General features: G+C 46.8%; 14 protein-coding genes. 3 read left to right on the top strand and 11 right to left on the bottom strand.

Annotated elements, in window-relative coordinates:
• Positions 1–573: 573 nt before the first annotated feature.
• Together HUX64_RS09575 and HUX64_RS09580 are read left to right on the top strand one after the other, a co-directional pair.
• A complete protein-coding gene (locus HUX64_RS09575) occupies positions 574–912 on the top strand; it encodes a P-II family nitrogen regulator (protein ID WP_174626008.1) in 339 nt (112 codons plus the stop codon).
• A gap of 181 nt (positions 913–1093) precedes the next feature.
• On the top strand, positions 1094–4174 hold the full coding sequence (locus tag HUX64_RS09580) for a DUF748 domain-containing protein (RefSeq protein ID WP_174626009.1): 3081 nt from the start codon (positions 1094–1096) through the stop codon (positions 4172–4174).
• Positions 4175–4185: 11 nt separating this feature from the next.
• Here HUX64_RS09580 and nirJ read toward each other — a convergent pair whose 3' ends face one another.
• The 10 genes from nirJ to HUX64_RS09630 all read right to left on the bottom strand — a co-directional run bounded on the left by nirJ (position 4186) and on the right by HUX64_RS09630 (position 11216).
• On the bottom strand, positions 4186–5331 hold the full coding sequence (nirJ, locus tag HUX64_RS09585) for a heme d1 biosynthesis radical SAM protein NirJ (protein WP_174626010.1): 1146 nt from the start codon (positions 5329–5331) through the stop codon (positions 4186–4188).
• Positions 5324–5848 carry a siroheme decarboxylase subunit beta gene (gene ahbB / locus HUX64_RS09590; RefSeq protein WP_174626011.1) on the bottom strand — a complete coding sequence of 175 codons (525 nt, stop codon included), beginning with the start codon at positions 5846–5848 and terminating at the stop codon, positions 5324–5326. Before ahbB (HUX64_RS09590) ends, nirJ begins: the two co-directional genes overlap by 8 nt.
• 2 nt (positions 5849–5850) lie before the next feature.
• A complete protein-coding gene (locus HUX64_RS09595) occupies positions 5851–6294 on the bottom strand; it encodes an Lrp/AsnC family transcriptional regulator (RefSeq protein ID WP_174626012.1) in 444 nt (147 codons plus the stop codon).
• The gene (gene ahbB / locus HUX64_RS09600) at positions 6287–6802 is read right to left on the bottom strand and encodes a siroheme decarboxylase subunit beta (protein ID WP_343034390.1); all 516 of its coding nucleotides are present in this window, start codon (positions 6800–6802) and stop codon (positions 6287–6289) included. The genes HUX64_RS09595 and ahbB (HUX64_RS09600) overlap by 8 nt, the downstream gene beginning before the upstream one ends.
• Positions 6792–7250, bottom strand: a complete 459-nt coding sequence (locus HUX64_RS09605; RefSeq protein WP_174626013.1) for an Lrp/AsnC family transcriptional regulator — start codon at positions 7248–7250, stop codon at positions 6792–6794. Before HUX64_RS09605 ends, ahbB (HUX64_RS09600) begins: the two co-directional genes overlap by 11 nt.
• Before the next feature lie 5 nt (positions 7251–7255).
• The gene (locus HUX64_RS09610) at positions 7256–8416 is read right to left on the bottom strand and encodes a cytochrome D1 domain-containing protein (RefSeq protein ID WP_174626014.1); all 1161 of its coding nucleotides are present in this window, start codon (positions 8414–8416) and stop codon (positions 7256–7258) included.
• 53 nt (positions 8417–8469) lie between these two features.
• On the bottom strand, positions 8470–8775 hold the full coding sequence (locus HUX64_RS09615; protein ID WP_174626015.1) for a c-type cytochrome: 306 nt from the start codon (positions 8773–8775) through the stop codon (positions 8470–8472).
• A 6-nt stretch (positions 8776–8781) separates the two neighbouring features.
• Positions 8782–9093: a c-type cytochrome gene (locus HUX64_RS09620; RefSeq protein ID WP_174626016.1), complete on the bottom strand. Its 312-nt coding sequence runs from the start codon at positions 9091–9093 to the stop codon at positions 8782–8784.
• Entirely contained in the window at positions 9090–10673 is a 1584-nt protein-coding gene (locus tag HUX64_RS09625) for a nitrite reductase (protein ID WP_174626017.1), read from the bottom strand. Before HUX64_RS09625 ends, HUX64_RS09620 begins: the two co-directional genes overlap by 4 nt.
• A 132-nt stretch (positions 10674–10805) precedes the next feature.
• Positions 10806–11216: a hypothetical protein gene (locus HUX64_RS09630; RefSeq protein ID WP_174626018.1), complete on the bottom strand. Its 411-nt coding sequence runs from the start codon at positions 11214–11216 to the stop codon at positions 10806–10808.
• A 360-nt stretch (positions 11217–11576) separates the two neighbouring features.
• Here HUX64_RS09630 and HUX64_RS09635 point away from each other — a divergent pair, with 360 nt between their 5' ends.
• A complete protein-coding gene (locus tag HUX64_RS09635; RefSeq protein WP_217426489.1) occupies positions 11577–13544 on the top strand; it encodes an FAD-dependent oxidoreductase in 1968 nt (655 codons plus the stop codon).
• Positions 13545–14056: 512 nt separating this feature from the next.
• On the opposite strand, the gene HUX64_RS09645 is transcribed toward HUX64_RS09635, so the two are convergent.
• Entirely contained in the window at positions 14057–14482 is a 426-nt protein-coding gene (locus tag HUX64_RS09645) for a hypothetical protein (protein WP_174626019.1), read from the bottom strand.
• Positions 14483–14818: the final 336 nt, after the last annotated feature.

Here is a 14818-nt window from a genome sequence, read left to right on the forward strand (position 1 = left end):
GGGCTTCATCCAGCCTTGAAATAGGCGATACCGAACGCCGGTCATGACGGTCAGGGGCTTGACTCCATATGCACAAGTCCCACCCTCATTCACCCCTTGCCCCCACTATGCCAGGAAAGGCAATGCCATTTTCTGAACAGCTGCAGCGCAATCATAACAACAAGGGTATATTTTAAAGCGCAGGAAGCCACCTTAATTCAGGCTGATTTTTTGTCTGGACAAGGGCCGTCCACTTTAAGGTCAGGCTGGTTTGGCTTTATGGAGGCGTGGGTCTAACATTAAACGCCGCCTTGACAGGTCGGATTTAGATTACTGCTGATCCTCTAATCCCGGCCCGTTTGGATCTACACTCATTAGCCGGAGGCGGGAATGCCGGTTGATGTTTGAATTAAGGAATAATTTTTAAAAAATCGGGCGCTTGGGGCGCTTTTTTGTTTAAAAAAAGAAGTGTCTCACTGTGGAAATATATGTGCCGCTTCGATGTTATGATGGCGTCATAAAATTGTATCTTGATTAAGAATTAACTATGATTGCAGCCCATGCCGATAAAATTTAAGCTACTTCGGAGAGAATATGAAATTAATTACCGCAATTATTAAACCGTTCAAAATGGATGATGTTAGAGAAACATTATCCGAGATGGGGATTGCAGGCGTTACCGCAACAGAAGTTAAAGGCTTCGGCCGTCAAAAAGGTCATACCGAGCTATACAGAGGGGCCGAATATGTGGTGGACTTTTTGCCTAAAGTTAAGCTGGAAATCGCCGTGTCTGACGAAATGCTGCAGAAGGCGATAGAAACTATAGTGAAATCGGCCAATACCGGGAAAATTGGCGATGGAAAAATATTTGTAACTGATCTGGAACAGGTTATTCGAATCAGGACCGGTGAAACCGGGGAGGATGCCATATAAATCTGCACGAAGAGGATCTGTTTTTAATAATACCAAGTGCGTGTAAGTTCGCCTTTACTCTTTCATGACCCTGCTCTAGCAGATTAATCAAATCACGCTAATACCGCCTGGGTTTTAACCTCTACCGCTTTTATTTAATTGATGGTAAGGTTAAGCTTGACTAGATTACCGGGGAGTATTTATGAAAGCTCGACGTATCTTGCCTAAAGCTCTCAAGGTATTCTTTATAATTAGCAGTTTGCTGGTTATGTATGCAGTAATGGGCTTTTATATACTGCCCGCCGTATTAAAATGGAAAATGCCTGAAATTATTCAGCAGGAAACCGGCAGGAAAACATCCATTTCAAAGATCCAATTTAATCCCTTTTCTCTATTTGCCAGTCTGCAGGGATTTGCAATGCAGGAACAGAATGGCAGACCATTTGTCAGATTTGATACTTTCTATATTAAAATCAAGCCGGTTCAATCTATTACCCAATCAGCACTGGTTATTGAAAAAGTATTACTGGAAAAACCTTTTGTGCATATTGCCAGGCAAAAAAACGGCGAATTCAACTTCAACGATTTGCTTACCAATAAAAGGGAGGCTAAAAAAAAGGAGGATAAACAATTGTTCCCGCTAAGGGTTATAAAATTGTCTATTTCGGAAGGGAAATTCCTATGGGAGGATGACTATTTTGACAAGCCTGAAAAAGAGGAGGTCTATCCGATAAACCTCGATATTGAAAACTTCACTACCCACGCTGATATTCAATCCCGTCTTGGCTTGTCTTTTATGCTGGGTTCAGGAGGAAATTTTGAATGGCAGGGCGATGTCGGCATTAATCCAATGACTTCTTCCGGGCATATCAAACTGAATAATGTGAAGCTGCAAAGAATTTCACAGCTTGCTGTGCAGAATACTATTCAATTTGATTTACAGGGCTCTGAATTGCTCGAGGCGGATTATAAATTTCGATATGCTGATAAAGCGTTGGAACTTATCATAAATCAAGGCAAGCTTGATATTCGGGATTTTCAATTTGCGCAAAAAAAGCCGGGTAAAGTTCTCATTAGGGCGCCTGCTTTGGTTTTCGAGGCAAATTATAAAGTCGGCTATGCTGACAATAACTTGGATTTAACTGTTGATAAGGGCCACTCGGATGTGCGCAATTTCCAGTTATCAGAACAAGGTCAGGATAAAGTTCTGGCTAAAATACCTGAATTTTCGCTGCGCGGCCTTGATTTTAATCTTGACGGGCAGGAACTGGCTATTGAATCCGTTTCCGCAAAAGATGCAGATTTTCAGGCCTGGTTAAATGCTGAAGGCATTATTAATTATCAGGGCTTATTTCCTGCCTCAAATACTGAAGAAAACAGCTCGAATAAAACCGGAGCAAATACCGTAAAACCGGAAAAAACCCCCTGGAACATCAGGATTAACAACATCGCTTTAACTAATTTCGGCGCTGTGTTTGAAGATCAGACCCTGAAAAAGCCTGTCTCAATGACTGCCAGGCCCATTGATTTCAAGCTGACAAATTTCAGCAGTAAAACCGGCGCAAAGCTGCCGTTTCAGCTGAGTATGGGCGTTAATAAAACCGGCTCCATAAAACTCGACGGCGATACGGTTATTGAACCATTTTCCAGTCAATTAGCCCTGGATGTCAAAAATATTGACCTGGAAAAATTTCAACCCTATGCGAATAAATTTGCCCGCCTGGACATCATAGACGGGAAGTTCGATATGGATGGCAAGGCAACTGTCACCAGGCAGGAGAATAATAAACTGGATGTTAAATTTAAAGGCAATGCCGACATTGCAAGTTTAATAACCCGTGATCAAATGCTTAATAAAGACTTTGTAAAATGGAAAAATTTAACTTTTAAAGCTATTAATGCAGATTTACTGGCAAACAGCTATACCGCGGAAACGCTTATTATTAATAAGCCTTATGCCAGAGTGGTAATCAGTAAAGACAAATCGGTAAACGTTAAGGATATTGTCATAGCCCGCAAAAGCAAACCGGCGGTTTCTGGCAAACCGGAAAAAAATGAGCCGGTTAATCAAAGGAAGCCTTATTTTAAAATTGCCAAGGTCAAGATGATTGACGGCTCTTCAGATTTCGCCGATCTTTCCTTGATTTTGCCCTTTGCGGCACAGATCAGCAGCCTCGATGGCGGGGCAAGCGGAGTGTCTTCAGAAAAAAAAGCCACGATTATTATTGGGTTAAAGGGCAATGCCTATGAATTAGCACCTGTAGATATTAAGGGAGAGATCAGCCCCTATCGGGGCGATTACGATGTCGAATTGAATTTTCAAGGCTTGCCGATGCCGTTGATTTCACCGTACATGGTGCAATTTGCCGGCTATAAGGTCGAAAAAGGCAAGCTGACATTGGGATTAAAATATAAAGTTGTAAACAATCAGCTGACGGCTGCAAACAGTATACTCATAGATCAGCTTACCTTGGGCGAGAAGATTGAAAACCCCGATGCAGTTTCATTGCCTCTGGAGTTGGCCATAGCGCTGCTAAAGGATTCAAGCGGTAAAATAAAACTCGATGTGCCTATTACCGGTAGTCTGGAAGATCCAAAATTCAGTATCGGCGCTATCATTTTCAAGGCCTTAACGAATGCCATTGGCAAAGTTATTAGCTCGCCCTTTCGGGCCATAGCCTCGTTGATTGGCACCCAGGAAGATTTGAGTACTATTGATTTTGCTGCTGGCAAGTCCGAGTTGGATGAGCGCCAGCGTGAAAAGCTGGACGGCTTGGCCAAGGCATTGAGAGAACGCCCGGTTTTGAAGCTTGACATTAAAGGCGCGGCATTTCGGGAGCAGGATTGGCCGGCGCTGAGAGAAGCGGCTTTATATGATCAGCTTAAAGGGATAAAAGCCGCTGAGCTCAATAAAAAAAGCGATATTAAAATATTGGAAGAATATGTCGAGCTTTCTGATGAGGACTACAAGCGTTTATTAGCGGATTTGTTTATTGAAAAATTTCCGGCCATGGCCGAACGCTCATTTTTCGGCAAACCGCAATTAGTTAATCCTGATGCCGGCGATTTTTATGAAATCGCCAGACAGAAGCTTTCCGCAATCATTAAACCCGAACCGCACCGGCTTAAAGATCTGGCATCAGAGCGGGCGCAGGCTATTGCCAAATATATAGTCCAACAAGGCCGTATACAGAACGAGCGCGTTTATATTCTCGATACGGTAATTGATCCTGAAACCGACAACAAAGAGATCTCCGCTTTCCTGTCGCTGCGGGTCAGCTAGTTTATACAAAGTTACAAGGCTGGCTCGATTTCGGCACAGGTCAAATAACAACCGGGGTCTTCAGCCCAAAAGTTTTTAGTGGTCTGTTCAGCCCTGACCCGGGTGTTGCCGTTGCAGATATTTTGATAATGACAGGTCGCGCAGCGTCCCTGCAGCGGCCTTGGATTTTGTTTAAGACCGGCCATTAACGGATCGGATGTATCCGTCCATATTTCTGAAAAAGGCCGTTTTTTTACATTGCCCAGATCATAGTGCCACCAGAAGGTATCAGGATGCACATTGCCGAGATTATCGATATTAGCGACATTAACGCCGGAGGCATTGCCGCCCCACTGTTCCAGCCTGGCTTTAATATGGCTGGCTTTATCCGGAAATTTCCGGGTTGCCCAGTGCAGAAAATAAACCGCATCGGCATCGTTATTGCCGGTAACGAATTCCCTGTCCTGGCCTGCTTTCAGCCAGTCGTAGCAGGTTTCAAACATTAAATCCATGGCCTGCCGGGTCATTTCAAAATGCGCGTCATCCTTGCGGTTTTTATTGCCGCGGCCACCGTAATTCAGATGCGATAAATAAAACTTGTCGATATTGTTATCATCCATTAACCGCAGCAAGGCGGGAAAATCCCCGGCGTTATCCTGCGTCAAGGTAAAGCGGATGCCGACTTTAATATCCTTGTCCAGGCACAGATGCACGCCGCGCAGCGCCTCGTCAAAAGAGCCTTTTACGCGCCGGAACCGGTCATGGGTGTCTTTAATGCCGTCCAGGCTGACGCCGATATACTGGTAATTAATGGCGGCGATTTCATCGATATTATCCCTGGAAATTTTAGTGCCGTTGCTGGATAGTGCGACATAGAAACCCATGGCTTTGGCGCGGCGCGAAATACTGAAGATATCGGGGTGCAGCAGCGGCTCGCCGCCTGATAAAATCAGCACCGGCACTTTAAAGGCCTTCAGGTCATCCATAACTGTATAGATTTCCTGCGTGGTCAATTCGCCGGGAAAATCGATATCCGCCGAAGTCGTGTAGCAATGCTTGCAAGTGAGGTTGCAGCGCCGGATCAAATTCCAGATAACCACCGGGGCCGCCGGTTTACGCGCAGGTTTTATCGGGGTGGGGTGCAGCAATTCCCGCATGTATTGGCTAAGTCTAAACATTTAAAGCAGTCTCATCAGAAACAGGCTGGCCGGCCCTGGATTTTTCGCTGCGGCGAAAACCGGTTTTTTTCAGAATCCTGGTGCTGTACAAGACATCACAGCCATGATTAAAGCCACCCAGCAGCTCGGCAATCTGCCGGATTTGATTATCGACGTCTTCGCGGCTTTTTGCATGCACCATGGCAAACAGGTTATAAGGCCATTCAGGAAGATGGCGCGGGCGATGGTAACAATGGCTGACAAAATCCAGTTGTCCGACTTTTTGCCCCAGGTCATCGATTGTATCGTCCGGAATGTCCCAAACCGTCATGCCGTTAAAGCGATAACCCAGTTTATAGTGATTGGGTACAGCGCCGATGCGGCGGATAATGCCCTTGTCCTGCATGGCTGACAGCCGACTCATAACGTCCTCGGCTGTCAGGCCGAGCTGCTCTGCAATAGCTTGATAAGGCTCCGGCGTTAACGGTAAGCCGCCCTGTGTTGCCTCAATTATTTTTCGGTCTGTTGCATCGGGCATGATCAGGCTTCCAGCTTCAGGTTGACAAAATACTCTTTGATTTTTGGCATATTGTAGACAGTCAGGCCGGTTTGCTGTTCTATGGCAGTAATGGTTTGCAAAATTTGCCCGGGCGTTTCCGTGGCAAGGACAAACCACATATTAAGCTCGTGGCTGCGGGCATAATTATGCGCCGCTTCCGGAAAACTATTGATTATTCCGGCGATTTCATCGAACCGGTCTTCGGGTGCTTTCACCGCGGCCAGGGTTAGCGCGCCGCCCATTCGTTCGGCATTATAAAGCGGGCCGAAGCGGGTCAATGCGCCGGAGTCCAAAAGTGCTTTAAGCCGCGCTATCAGTTCCTGTTCAGTCAGCCCCAGTTGCGCGGCCGCTTGCCGGTAAGGCGCCGCGCAAACAGGAAAGCCGTTTTGCAAGATATTAATGATCTTGCAATCTATTTCATCCATTGGCCAAGGCCGGTTGGATAAGAGGAGCGGCGTTTTGATAAATAGCGCCGCGTTGTTTAAAACAGCGGCGGCTAAACAGTATTTCACGCTTGAAGCCGGATAATTTACACGCTTGCTCAAGCACACTGAGCTGTTCCAGCACAGTCTCCCGGTTTTTACCGTGAATCATACAGTACAGGTTGTATGGCCAGCCTGCGCCGTGACGCGGCCTTCGATAACACAGAGTTACAAATTCAAAGCTGCTGATGCGGCGGCCGAATTCCCGCGCCTGCTCATCAGGAATATCCCAGACCACCATCGCATTGGCGCGATAACCGAGTTTGCGGTGCCTGACGATGACGCCCAGTCGTTTGATCAGCCCGGCCTGCTTTAAGCGATCCAAACGCTCGATGACTTCATTTTCGGATAGGCCAAGCCGATTACCCAAGTCAGCGTATGGACGGGGCGAAATGGCCAAGCCCTGTTGAAAGGCTTCAAGAAGTTGCCGGTCTTTTACATCAACAATCATGAAGATCCATCCTGAAGCTCAAATCAATAAAATAATCATCCACCAGCGGCAATGACATGACAGAGTAGCCTGTTTGCTGTTCAATTCTAGCTATGACTTGTTGCAGATGACCGGCGCCTGAAGCAATGATGACAAACCAGAGGTTAAATCGGTGTTCCCGTTCGTAATTGTGATTCACTTCCGGATAGGCGCTGACTATTTGAGCGATGTCATGTAATTGCGCCTCAGGCACCGCCATGGCTGCAAGTGTACTGACGCCAATCCGGTTGGGCGGAATAACGGGCCCGATACGGGTGATAACATCCGTTTCGTTAAGCTCTGTCAAAGCGTTTATTACCTCGATTTCAGAAACGCCGAGTTCGGTAGCAATATCCTGGTAAGGCGTCGGCGATAAGGGGAAATTGCGCTGATAATCATTCAACAGCTGTTTATGCAATGGCGTCATCATAAAGCTTATAAACCGGTTTTGTGGGCACGGGCGCTGAAGAAAATACCGTTGGGTTTATCGGCAGGCAAACGGGCAATTTCTTCCAGGGTTTCGGTATCGTAAACCGCCAGCCGGTTGTCATCTCTTATTGCAAGCCAGACCTGTTCGCCGCGCGGGGTGAATTCCATGTGCAGAACTGCTTTTCCCGGCGCTAAGGTTTTAGCCAGCGACAGCTCATTGGCGTCGATAATCTGTACCTGGTTATTATCGGGAAAGGCAAAGTTAACCCAGATTTGCCGGGCATCCGGTCTGGCCATGACAAAAACCGGCTGTCCAAGAACCGGTATAGTTTTGATCAGTTTCCACTGGCGCTTATCAATGATCCACACTTCATGCTTGCCTATGGCCGGAACAAACAGATAATCGCCGGCAACCGCCCAGCCTTCAAGGTGCGGCATTTTATAAACAGGCAGTTTTTCATCATCTTTCACATAATCGGGCAATACCCGTTTTACTCCGGCTTCCGGGTTCCATAAATCGAGCAGCGCCAGGCCGGATTCGCCGAATAAACCGGCAATATAATAACGCCCTTCCGCTATTACCGCGTCGTACGGCTGCTTGCCGGTATTCAGAAATTTTTTAATGGCCGGCGTTTTTGGATTTTTGAGATCGAGTAGCCAGATTTCACCGGCATCAAACAGGCTGAATACAAAACGCTGTCCCGGCGCATCCACCAGCCCAACCACTTTGGAACGTTTTCCCTCGCCGTACACAGCGGGAATATCGGCAACCAGTTCCAGGGTGTCTGAAGAGAACACTTTAACGCCGCCCGGTTCGTAGTTGGATACGGCAATTAATTTACCGTCCTGGGAAATCGCCCCGCCAATACTGTTGCCGGCCTGAATAATGCGTTTATTCAGTTTATCCTGCAACAGGTCGATTTTACTTAAACCGCCGTCCCGCCCAAATATAAAGGCATAACGCTCATCGCGCGAGAACACCACCGACGCATGCGACAAATCCCCCAGCTTTTCGATTTTGGCTAACTGTGTGTGTTTAGTGGTATTAACGATCAGCGCATTACCCTTTTCGCGTTCAATGACTATGCCTAAATCGCCGGTAGCTCGCAGTTCAGCAAGTACGTTGAAAGAGAGGATGAAGCAAAGCAGGGGAAGCAGTCTGGTCATAATGGATGCTGGATTATTAAATTAGAGCCAATTTTCAGTGCTTAAACCGGATATCAAGACTCGGGCTTGCGTAAAATCCCTATTAGCCACAATGCTTCCTCATGACTGATAAACTGCCGCCAGGGCGGCATGGCTGTGCCTTTACGTCCGTCAAGAATGGTTGCGGCCAGAAATTCATCCGGTTTTCCGGCCAAAGTGTCGGGCAGCAGGGCAGGCCCCATGCCGCCTTTTAACGTTAAACCATGACACGCTCCGCAATCATTCGTGAGCATATTCCGCAGCGTGTTTTGCCGTTCTGCTGAAGGTTCGCTGGCAAAACCGGCAGAAGAAAACAGCATTAAAAGCAGCAGTTTTTCCATCGGCGCTTACGGTTTCAAGCGGGAATAATACAGGGTCACATTGGCAATATCTTCATCGCTTAAAGAACCGGCAATTGCATTCATAATTTCGGATTTGCGCGTTTTATCGCGGTACTGCTTGAGCGCCGACTGCAAGTAAGCCGCATCGCGTCCTGCCAGCAGCGGAAACGGCGCATCGGCGGAAGGGGTCCTGACGCCGTGGCACTGCGCACAAACCGCCGCCGCTCTTGATTGACCGGCATAAATGCTGGCGGCATTAACGCCGACAGCGATAGCGGCAAGGCACAGCATTAAAACTGAAAGCGCAATTCTTCTCATGGTTTGACGCCTTCCATTTCATCGGGAGAAAGACCGCGCGTCATGTATTTAACGCGGCCGTGAGAAAAGAGCCCCGCAGGGCTTTCCATGCCAATCGAGGCGATTTTTTGCAATGATGTAGAATCATAGACCACCACTTCATCGCCGCTGTAGCCGGCGCTGACATACAGAAACTTGCCGTCCGCGCTGTATTCAGGGAAATAAGCATGGCCTCCTACATCGAGGGTTTTAGCCACTTCCAGCGTTTTCTTGTCGATCAGCTGAATGGTGCGGGCGCGCCTGTCCTTGGAAATAATATCCACGGCGACATACGGCGCATTGGCGTGGGCGGCGGGCGATTCGGTGCCGCCGTCGACGGGCACCTGTTTGACGACTTCCATTTTATCCAGATCCCAGACGCTGACCACGGTTTTGTCGCAGTCGCCGAAATTGGTGCCGAAACCCAAAGTGCGGCCCTCTACTTTAACCGCAGAGCCGCCGCCGACATGCGGAACGCAGCCGGCATCGAGTTTTTTGATGATTTTGCGGTCTTTCAAGTCAATCGCCGTGACGATGCTGTCATCATATGAGGCAACCATCAACTTGCTGCCGCCATGCGTCAGGAAAGCATCGTGCAGATGACGGCCTACATCGGTTATTTTGGTGACCGGGAAATCATCTTTTAAATCGACTATCCAGACTTGACCGGCGTTTTCCAGAGCAACCGCGAAAATATCGGCAAACGGCGTGCCGATAACCATGCCGGAGTCGGATGTGACCATGTTGCCGTCCGGATCAATGCCTTCCAGTTCAAAGGTTTTTAACGGCTCCAGCGTATCGGCATTGAGAATTACAGCGTTGTGCGGCACATACGAACCGGCCATGATGTACTTCCCGTCGCGCGAGACGCCAAGTCCCGGGCCGTTAAAGCCGGTTTTTACGCTGCGCACGGCCTGCATGGAATATAAATCGACCTTGAATATTTCCGCCGTATCGTTTTTCACATAGGCCCAGCGCGGATTGGCGGGATTGTAGTCAATAATATGCGCGGCCGCGCCGGTGGGAATTTCGCCGATCTGCTTGTGAGTGACGCTGTTGATGAAAACTGCTTTTGAACCGGAACCGCGCCCGTATTTGCCGCGGGCCGCCACGCCGATGATATTATCAATGCTGTCAATATCATAAAGGGGCTTGGCCGGCAGCGTGTTCTCGTCCGCGACATAGACTTTTAATGAAGCTTTTATGTCATCAATGGTCCAGGCCGGATTATCCAGTTTCGGCGTGCTTTGTAAGTGCTTGATCAGTCCGCGGATGTCATCATCCGATAAACGGCCGTAAAACGGAGGCATTAAGGTATCAAAGCTGCCGGTCATGATAATGCTGCGCAAGGCCGTGGGGCTGCGCCCTTTCAGAGTCGCCGAATTTAATGCCGGGGCAATAAACCCGCCATGGTCCGAGCCATGACAGCTTGCGCAATTGCCTTCATACAATTGATGCATTTTACCGGGATCAGCCGGAGCCGCTTGCATATTCACAGGCAAAATGACAGCAGTCAAACCGGCAATAAAAGAGGCGCACAGAAGCTTTTTTGTTGTTTTCATTATTCACTCCAATATAGTATTGAATCAATACTATATCATCTGGACTGAAAGCTCAAGCTGGATTTCGAAAATCTTTTATTTCAGTGCAACGGTTTAGGTATGGAGCGTACTTATACTCTTTTTATGCTGCCATTAACGGCCGTAATAACCGCGATAGTCATTTCTTTGCCATGGACGACCTTCTTCGTCGCATCTTTCCCCGGAGTCATCGTCATCATCAGGGTCGTAGTAATCTTGATTTCCATAGTCATAGCTAGATTCATAACTGCTATTGGAATAGCCGCCATTGGATGAGCCGTAATCGTTATCGTAAGAAGGATAGTAGGCTTGGGAATAGCATCCTGTTAAAACCGGGAATATAATTATATTAAGTAATTTGATGCTATTGCTCGTTATTTTAAGTTTCATTAAAAACCTCTTCAGCGCAGCTGCTGGTTTTATTGGTTTACTTTCGTTAATACCTGCGTATGGAACTTTGGCAGAAGCCTCAAACTTAAGGAAATACAGCGTATTGAAATTTGACGATATCCTATCGCTAATCATCTTAATACCTGCTGAACGGTTTTTTCATTTTGCGAAAAATAACGGAAATATTTTAATTGGCAATATTAATGAACCCGGACAATGATTTATTGTCTAGCGTTAAAATTTTATTATTGACACTTATGAACTATTGACTGGGATAGCGGCTCTCTAGAATTTAGAGAATATATATTCTGTTAATATTAAATGGTTAATGTGAATTATCTGATAATTATCAGAATAATTTTAAATTTACCGGTACTATTTGAAAGGTGAACAGCTGAATAAATTGTGAGCTCGGCGTGGAGGTGTAATTGCGGCGGGCAGATGGGTAGCTACCATACGAATCAAGAAGGAGGGCCGGATATTCCGGAGATTATTATGTCCAATAATTATCATTCTCTGCCTGGTAAACCAACTTCTCTGTGGCTGGATACAACCCCGGAAACAGATTTTCCTTCGCTTGAAAATAATCTGGCAGTAGACGTCGCTATTATTGGCGGCGGGCTTGCCGGATTAACCGCTGCGACACTTCTCAAAGCTCAGGGCAAAACTGTGGCGGTGATTGAGGCAGTTCGTATTGTGCACGGTGTGACCGGCTATACCACTGCGAAAATCACATCTTTGCATACCTTGATTTATGACCATCTGATACGCCATTTTGGGGAAGAAAAAGCTCGAGCTTATGGTGAGGCTAATCAAGCCGCTATCGAGAAAATTGCCCGTATTGTTCATGAAAAGCAGATTGATTGTGATTTTATCCGCACTGAAGCTTACACATATACTGAAAGCTGGAGCCAAGTAGAGCAGATTAGAGCTGAAGTTAACTCAGCCTTACAGTTAGGATTGCCAGCCAGTTTTACCGATAATCCACCACTGCCCTTTCCTGTTAAAGGGGCAGTGCGTTTTGACAATCAGGCTCAATTCCATCCGCGTAAATATCTGCTGGCTTTAGCACAGGATATTCCAGGCAATGGAAGCTATATCTTCGAAAATACGCGGGTGGTTGACCTAAGCGAAGAAGAGTCATGTCGAGTAACGACTGAGCTAGGCGCAATCTTGGCGCAGGATGTGGTTATTGCCAGTCATTTTCCTTTCAATGACAAAACTCTTTATGCCTCGAGACTACATCCTTTTCGATCCTATGTTTTAGGCGTGCGCATCGAAGATCCTGTGCCGCGAGGCATGTTTATCAGTCCTGATCCCGCTTATTCGCTGCGCAGTCATCCTCTGGAAAATGGAGAATGGCTGTTGTTAGTAGGCGGCGAAAAGCATACGGCAGGGCAGGGCGGCGATACAGTGGCGCGCTATCAGCGGCTCGAGCAGTGGGCGCGAGCACATTTTGCGGTCAAATCGGTGGACTATCGCTGGTCAACTCAAGATAACAGGACAGTTGATCATTTGCCCTATATTGGCCGCTCCACGCCGTTATCTCAACATATTTATGTAGCTACCGGCTTTGGCGGCTGGGGCATGACTAATAGTACAGTGGCCGGCATGCTGTTGTCGGATCTGATTTTGCGCAAAACCAACCCTTGGACCGAAGTCTATGATCCGAATCGCCTAAACCTGGAAAGCGTACCTGAATTTGTAAAGCAAACAGCTGATATTGTGAGTCATTTTGTTAGCGACCGGTTGCCGGAGGAGGATGCCAACAGTATTGCTCCCGGTGAAGGAAAAGTTGTAAAAACTGCAGAGGGGAATATTGCGTTGTATAAGTCTGAAGACGGGACTATTACCACACTTTCTCCCATCTGCACTCATATGGGATGCGTTGTGCACTGGAATCCGGCGGAAAAAAGCTGGGATTGCCCGTGCCACGGGTCTCGTTTTGCCGCCGATGGCAAGGTCATTCATGGCCCTGCTATCACTCACTTGGAAGAACTTTTGGAGGTAAATACTATGCTTAATACTAATTCTCTGGTTAGTAAAGTTGCTTTGATTTTTGGTGTAATGTATATCATTGCTGGTCTTGCCGGGTTTATACCTGCCTTGGTGCAGGCGCCAGACCCTACCCCAACGCTTAATGTCAATATGGGTTATGGTAAATTGCTGGGGCTTTTCCCTGTTAATGTGCTGCATAACCTGGTTCATTTGGTAATAGGAATATGGGGAATTATCGCCTGGCGCTCTTCAGTATCAGCGGCCGTGCAATTTGCCCGCAGCGTGGCCATATTTTACGGGTTGCTCGCCATATTGGGGCTCATTCCCGCCACCGATACTACCTTTGGCTTGATACCTATATATGGTCACGATATATGGCTTCATGCAGTTTCTGCCGCGATTTTGGCTTATTTTGGTTTTAAGGCGCCTGAAGGAGCAGAAACTACAGTAGGAAGTCATACCTGATCCAATCACTCCCTTCAGGGTTGGGTAAAAATTACTATGAAAAGTTTTGCGCAGTTCGGAGGCCGAATTTTTGGCCTCCGTTTATAATAAAGCTGCACAATTTAAATCAGGTATTTAAAAAGCGCCTGATGGCGGCATTCAAAAAGCGGTTTTAACATCCCGATAAGGTCTTGGCTTAGACGAGGGGACGAAGTTAGGGGCAGGATTTATATGTAGTTTAGAAATTCTAAGCTGTCTTTTGAGAACTCATGCACCTCTATCTCTATCAAGCTGCAGCTGATCTGGCAATTATAATACTGCAGTTTTTTTAGTTGGTACCCTTACGAAGTTCGCGCTTTTCCCCGAGATAAACGCAGATGTATTTATCATGTCCATTGTAAGGGGCTACTGCAGAATTAAAATCACAAAGATGGGCAATATGTATTTTATTTAGCATAATTATGTCGCCTTTTTTGCAGTTACTTTCGATTTTAACCAGCTCAGCGCCTGGCTCCGGTATATTCAAACAGACTTTACCAGGACTGTCTTCCCCATAGCTCCCAGTTATAAATAGCACAAGCAAAAGTGTGCAGAGGACTTGTATTAATGTTTTCATTAGATAGGCGGCGAGGCTCTTTAATAAAAAAGTTCGGTAGACCGAGGCTATACGTATTATTTAAAGTATAAGAAGCTGTCTTGCAAAGCCTTAGCAACTTTGCAAGCGTTATTTTCAGCATAGCAATTACGATCATATTTTCAGAAGTTGCAGGAAGTATCTCAAAGTCTTTAGATAGGCGGCGGAAATGGCCTAAGAAACCTCCGCTCGACCACCCATCGTTTGGGCAGGACAGCCCATTTCCCTTCAATTTTTTCCGAAAAGGTAATGTCATAGTCAGTTTCGTAGAAGTAAATTCAACGGCTGTGCCCCGGTAACCCGCATCCGCAGAAAAAGCTTTCAATGAGGGATATTTGCCAGCCGTCTCTTTATGCCCTTTAACTTTTTTACCGCCATCAATGCCCCGTTTGTTGACGGGAGAGGGCCGTCAACCGGCAACATCTTTCCCCGATATCCCGTTTGTTCCATTGGCTGAAATAGCCATAGACGGTTTTCCAGGGTGAAAAACCTTTCGGCATCATTCGCCTGAATACCACCCCGTAAGACATAGACAATGGCGTCCACTTGAGTTTTTTGGGATGCTTATGCCCATTTGCTTACGAGCTCAAAATATTTTTTATAAGGCTCCATTCTTAATCAGTTAGCTCGCTTTCGTATGCTTTTTTTAACTTTTAATAAA

Source organism: Candidatus Methylobacter favarea, assembly GCF_902806695.1.
Classification (GTDB): domain Bacteria; phylum Pseudomonadota; class Gammaproteobacteria; order Methylococcales; family Methylomonadaceae; genus Methylobacter_B; species Methylobacter_B favarea.

Coding starts and splice junctions, on each gene's coding strand:
- HUX64_RS09575 (WP_174626008.1), top strand. CDS start 574: ATGAAATTAATTACCGCAATTATTAAACCGTTCAAAATGGATGATGTT.
- HUX64_RS09580 (WP_174626009.1), top strand. CDS start 1,094: ATGAAAGCTCGACGTATCTTGCCTAAAGCTCTCAAGGTATTCTTTATA.
- nirJ (WP_174626010.1), bottom strand. CDS start 5,331: ATGTTTAGACTTAGCCAATACATGCGGGAATTGCTGCACCCCACCCCG.
- ahbB (WP_174626011.1), bottom strand. CDS start 5,848: ATGCCCGATGCAACAGACCGAAAAATAATTGAGGCAACACAGGGCGGC.
- HUX64_RS09595 (WP_174626012.1), bottom strand. CDS start 6,294: ATGGATGAAATAGATTGCAAGATCATTAATATCTTGCAAAACGGCTTT.
- ahbB (WP_343034390.1), bottom strand. CDS start 6,802: ATGATTGTTGATGTAAAAGACCGGCAACTTCTTGAAGCCTTTCAACAG.
- HUX64_RS09605 (WP_174626013.1), bottom strand. CDS start 7,250: ATGATGACGCCATTGCATAAACAGCTGTTGAATGATTATCAGCGCAAT.
- HUX64_RS09610 (WP_174626014.1), bottom strand. CDS start 8,416: ATGACCAGACTGCTTCCCCTGCTTTGCTTCATCCTCTCTTTCAACGTA.
- HUX64_RS09615 (WP_174626015.1), bottom strand. CDS start 8,775: ATGGAAAAACTGCTGCTTTTAATGCTGTTTTCTTCTGCCGGTTTTGCC.
- HUX64_RS09620 (WP_174626016.1), bottom strand. CDS start 9,093: ATGAGAAGAATTGCGCTTTCAGTTTTAATGCTGTGCCTTGCCGCTATC.
- HUX64_RS09625 (WP_174626017.1), bottom strand. CDS start 10,673: ATGAAAACAACAAAAAAGCTTCTGTGCGCCTCTTTTATTGCCGGTTTG.
- HUX64_RS09630 (WP_174626018.1), bottom strand. CDS start 11,216: ATGATTAGCGATAGGATATCGTCAAATTTCAATACGCTGTATTTCCTT.
- HUX64_RS09635 (WP_217426489.1), top strand. CDS start 11,577: ATGTCCAATAATTATCATTCTCTGCCTGGTAAACCAACTTCTCTGTGG.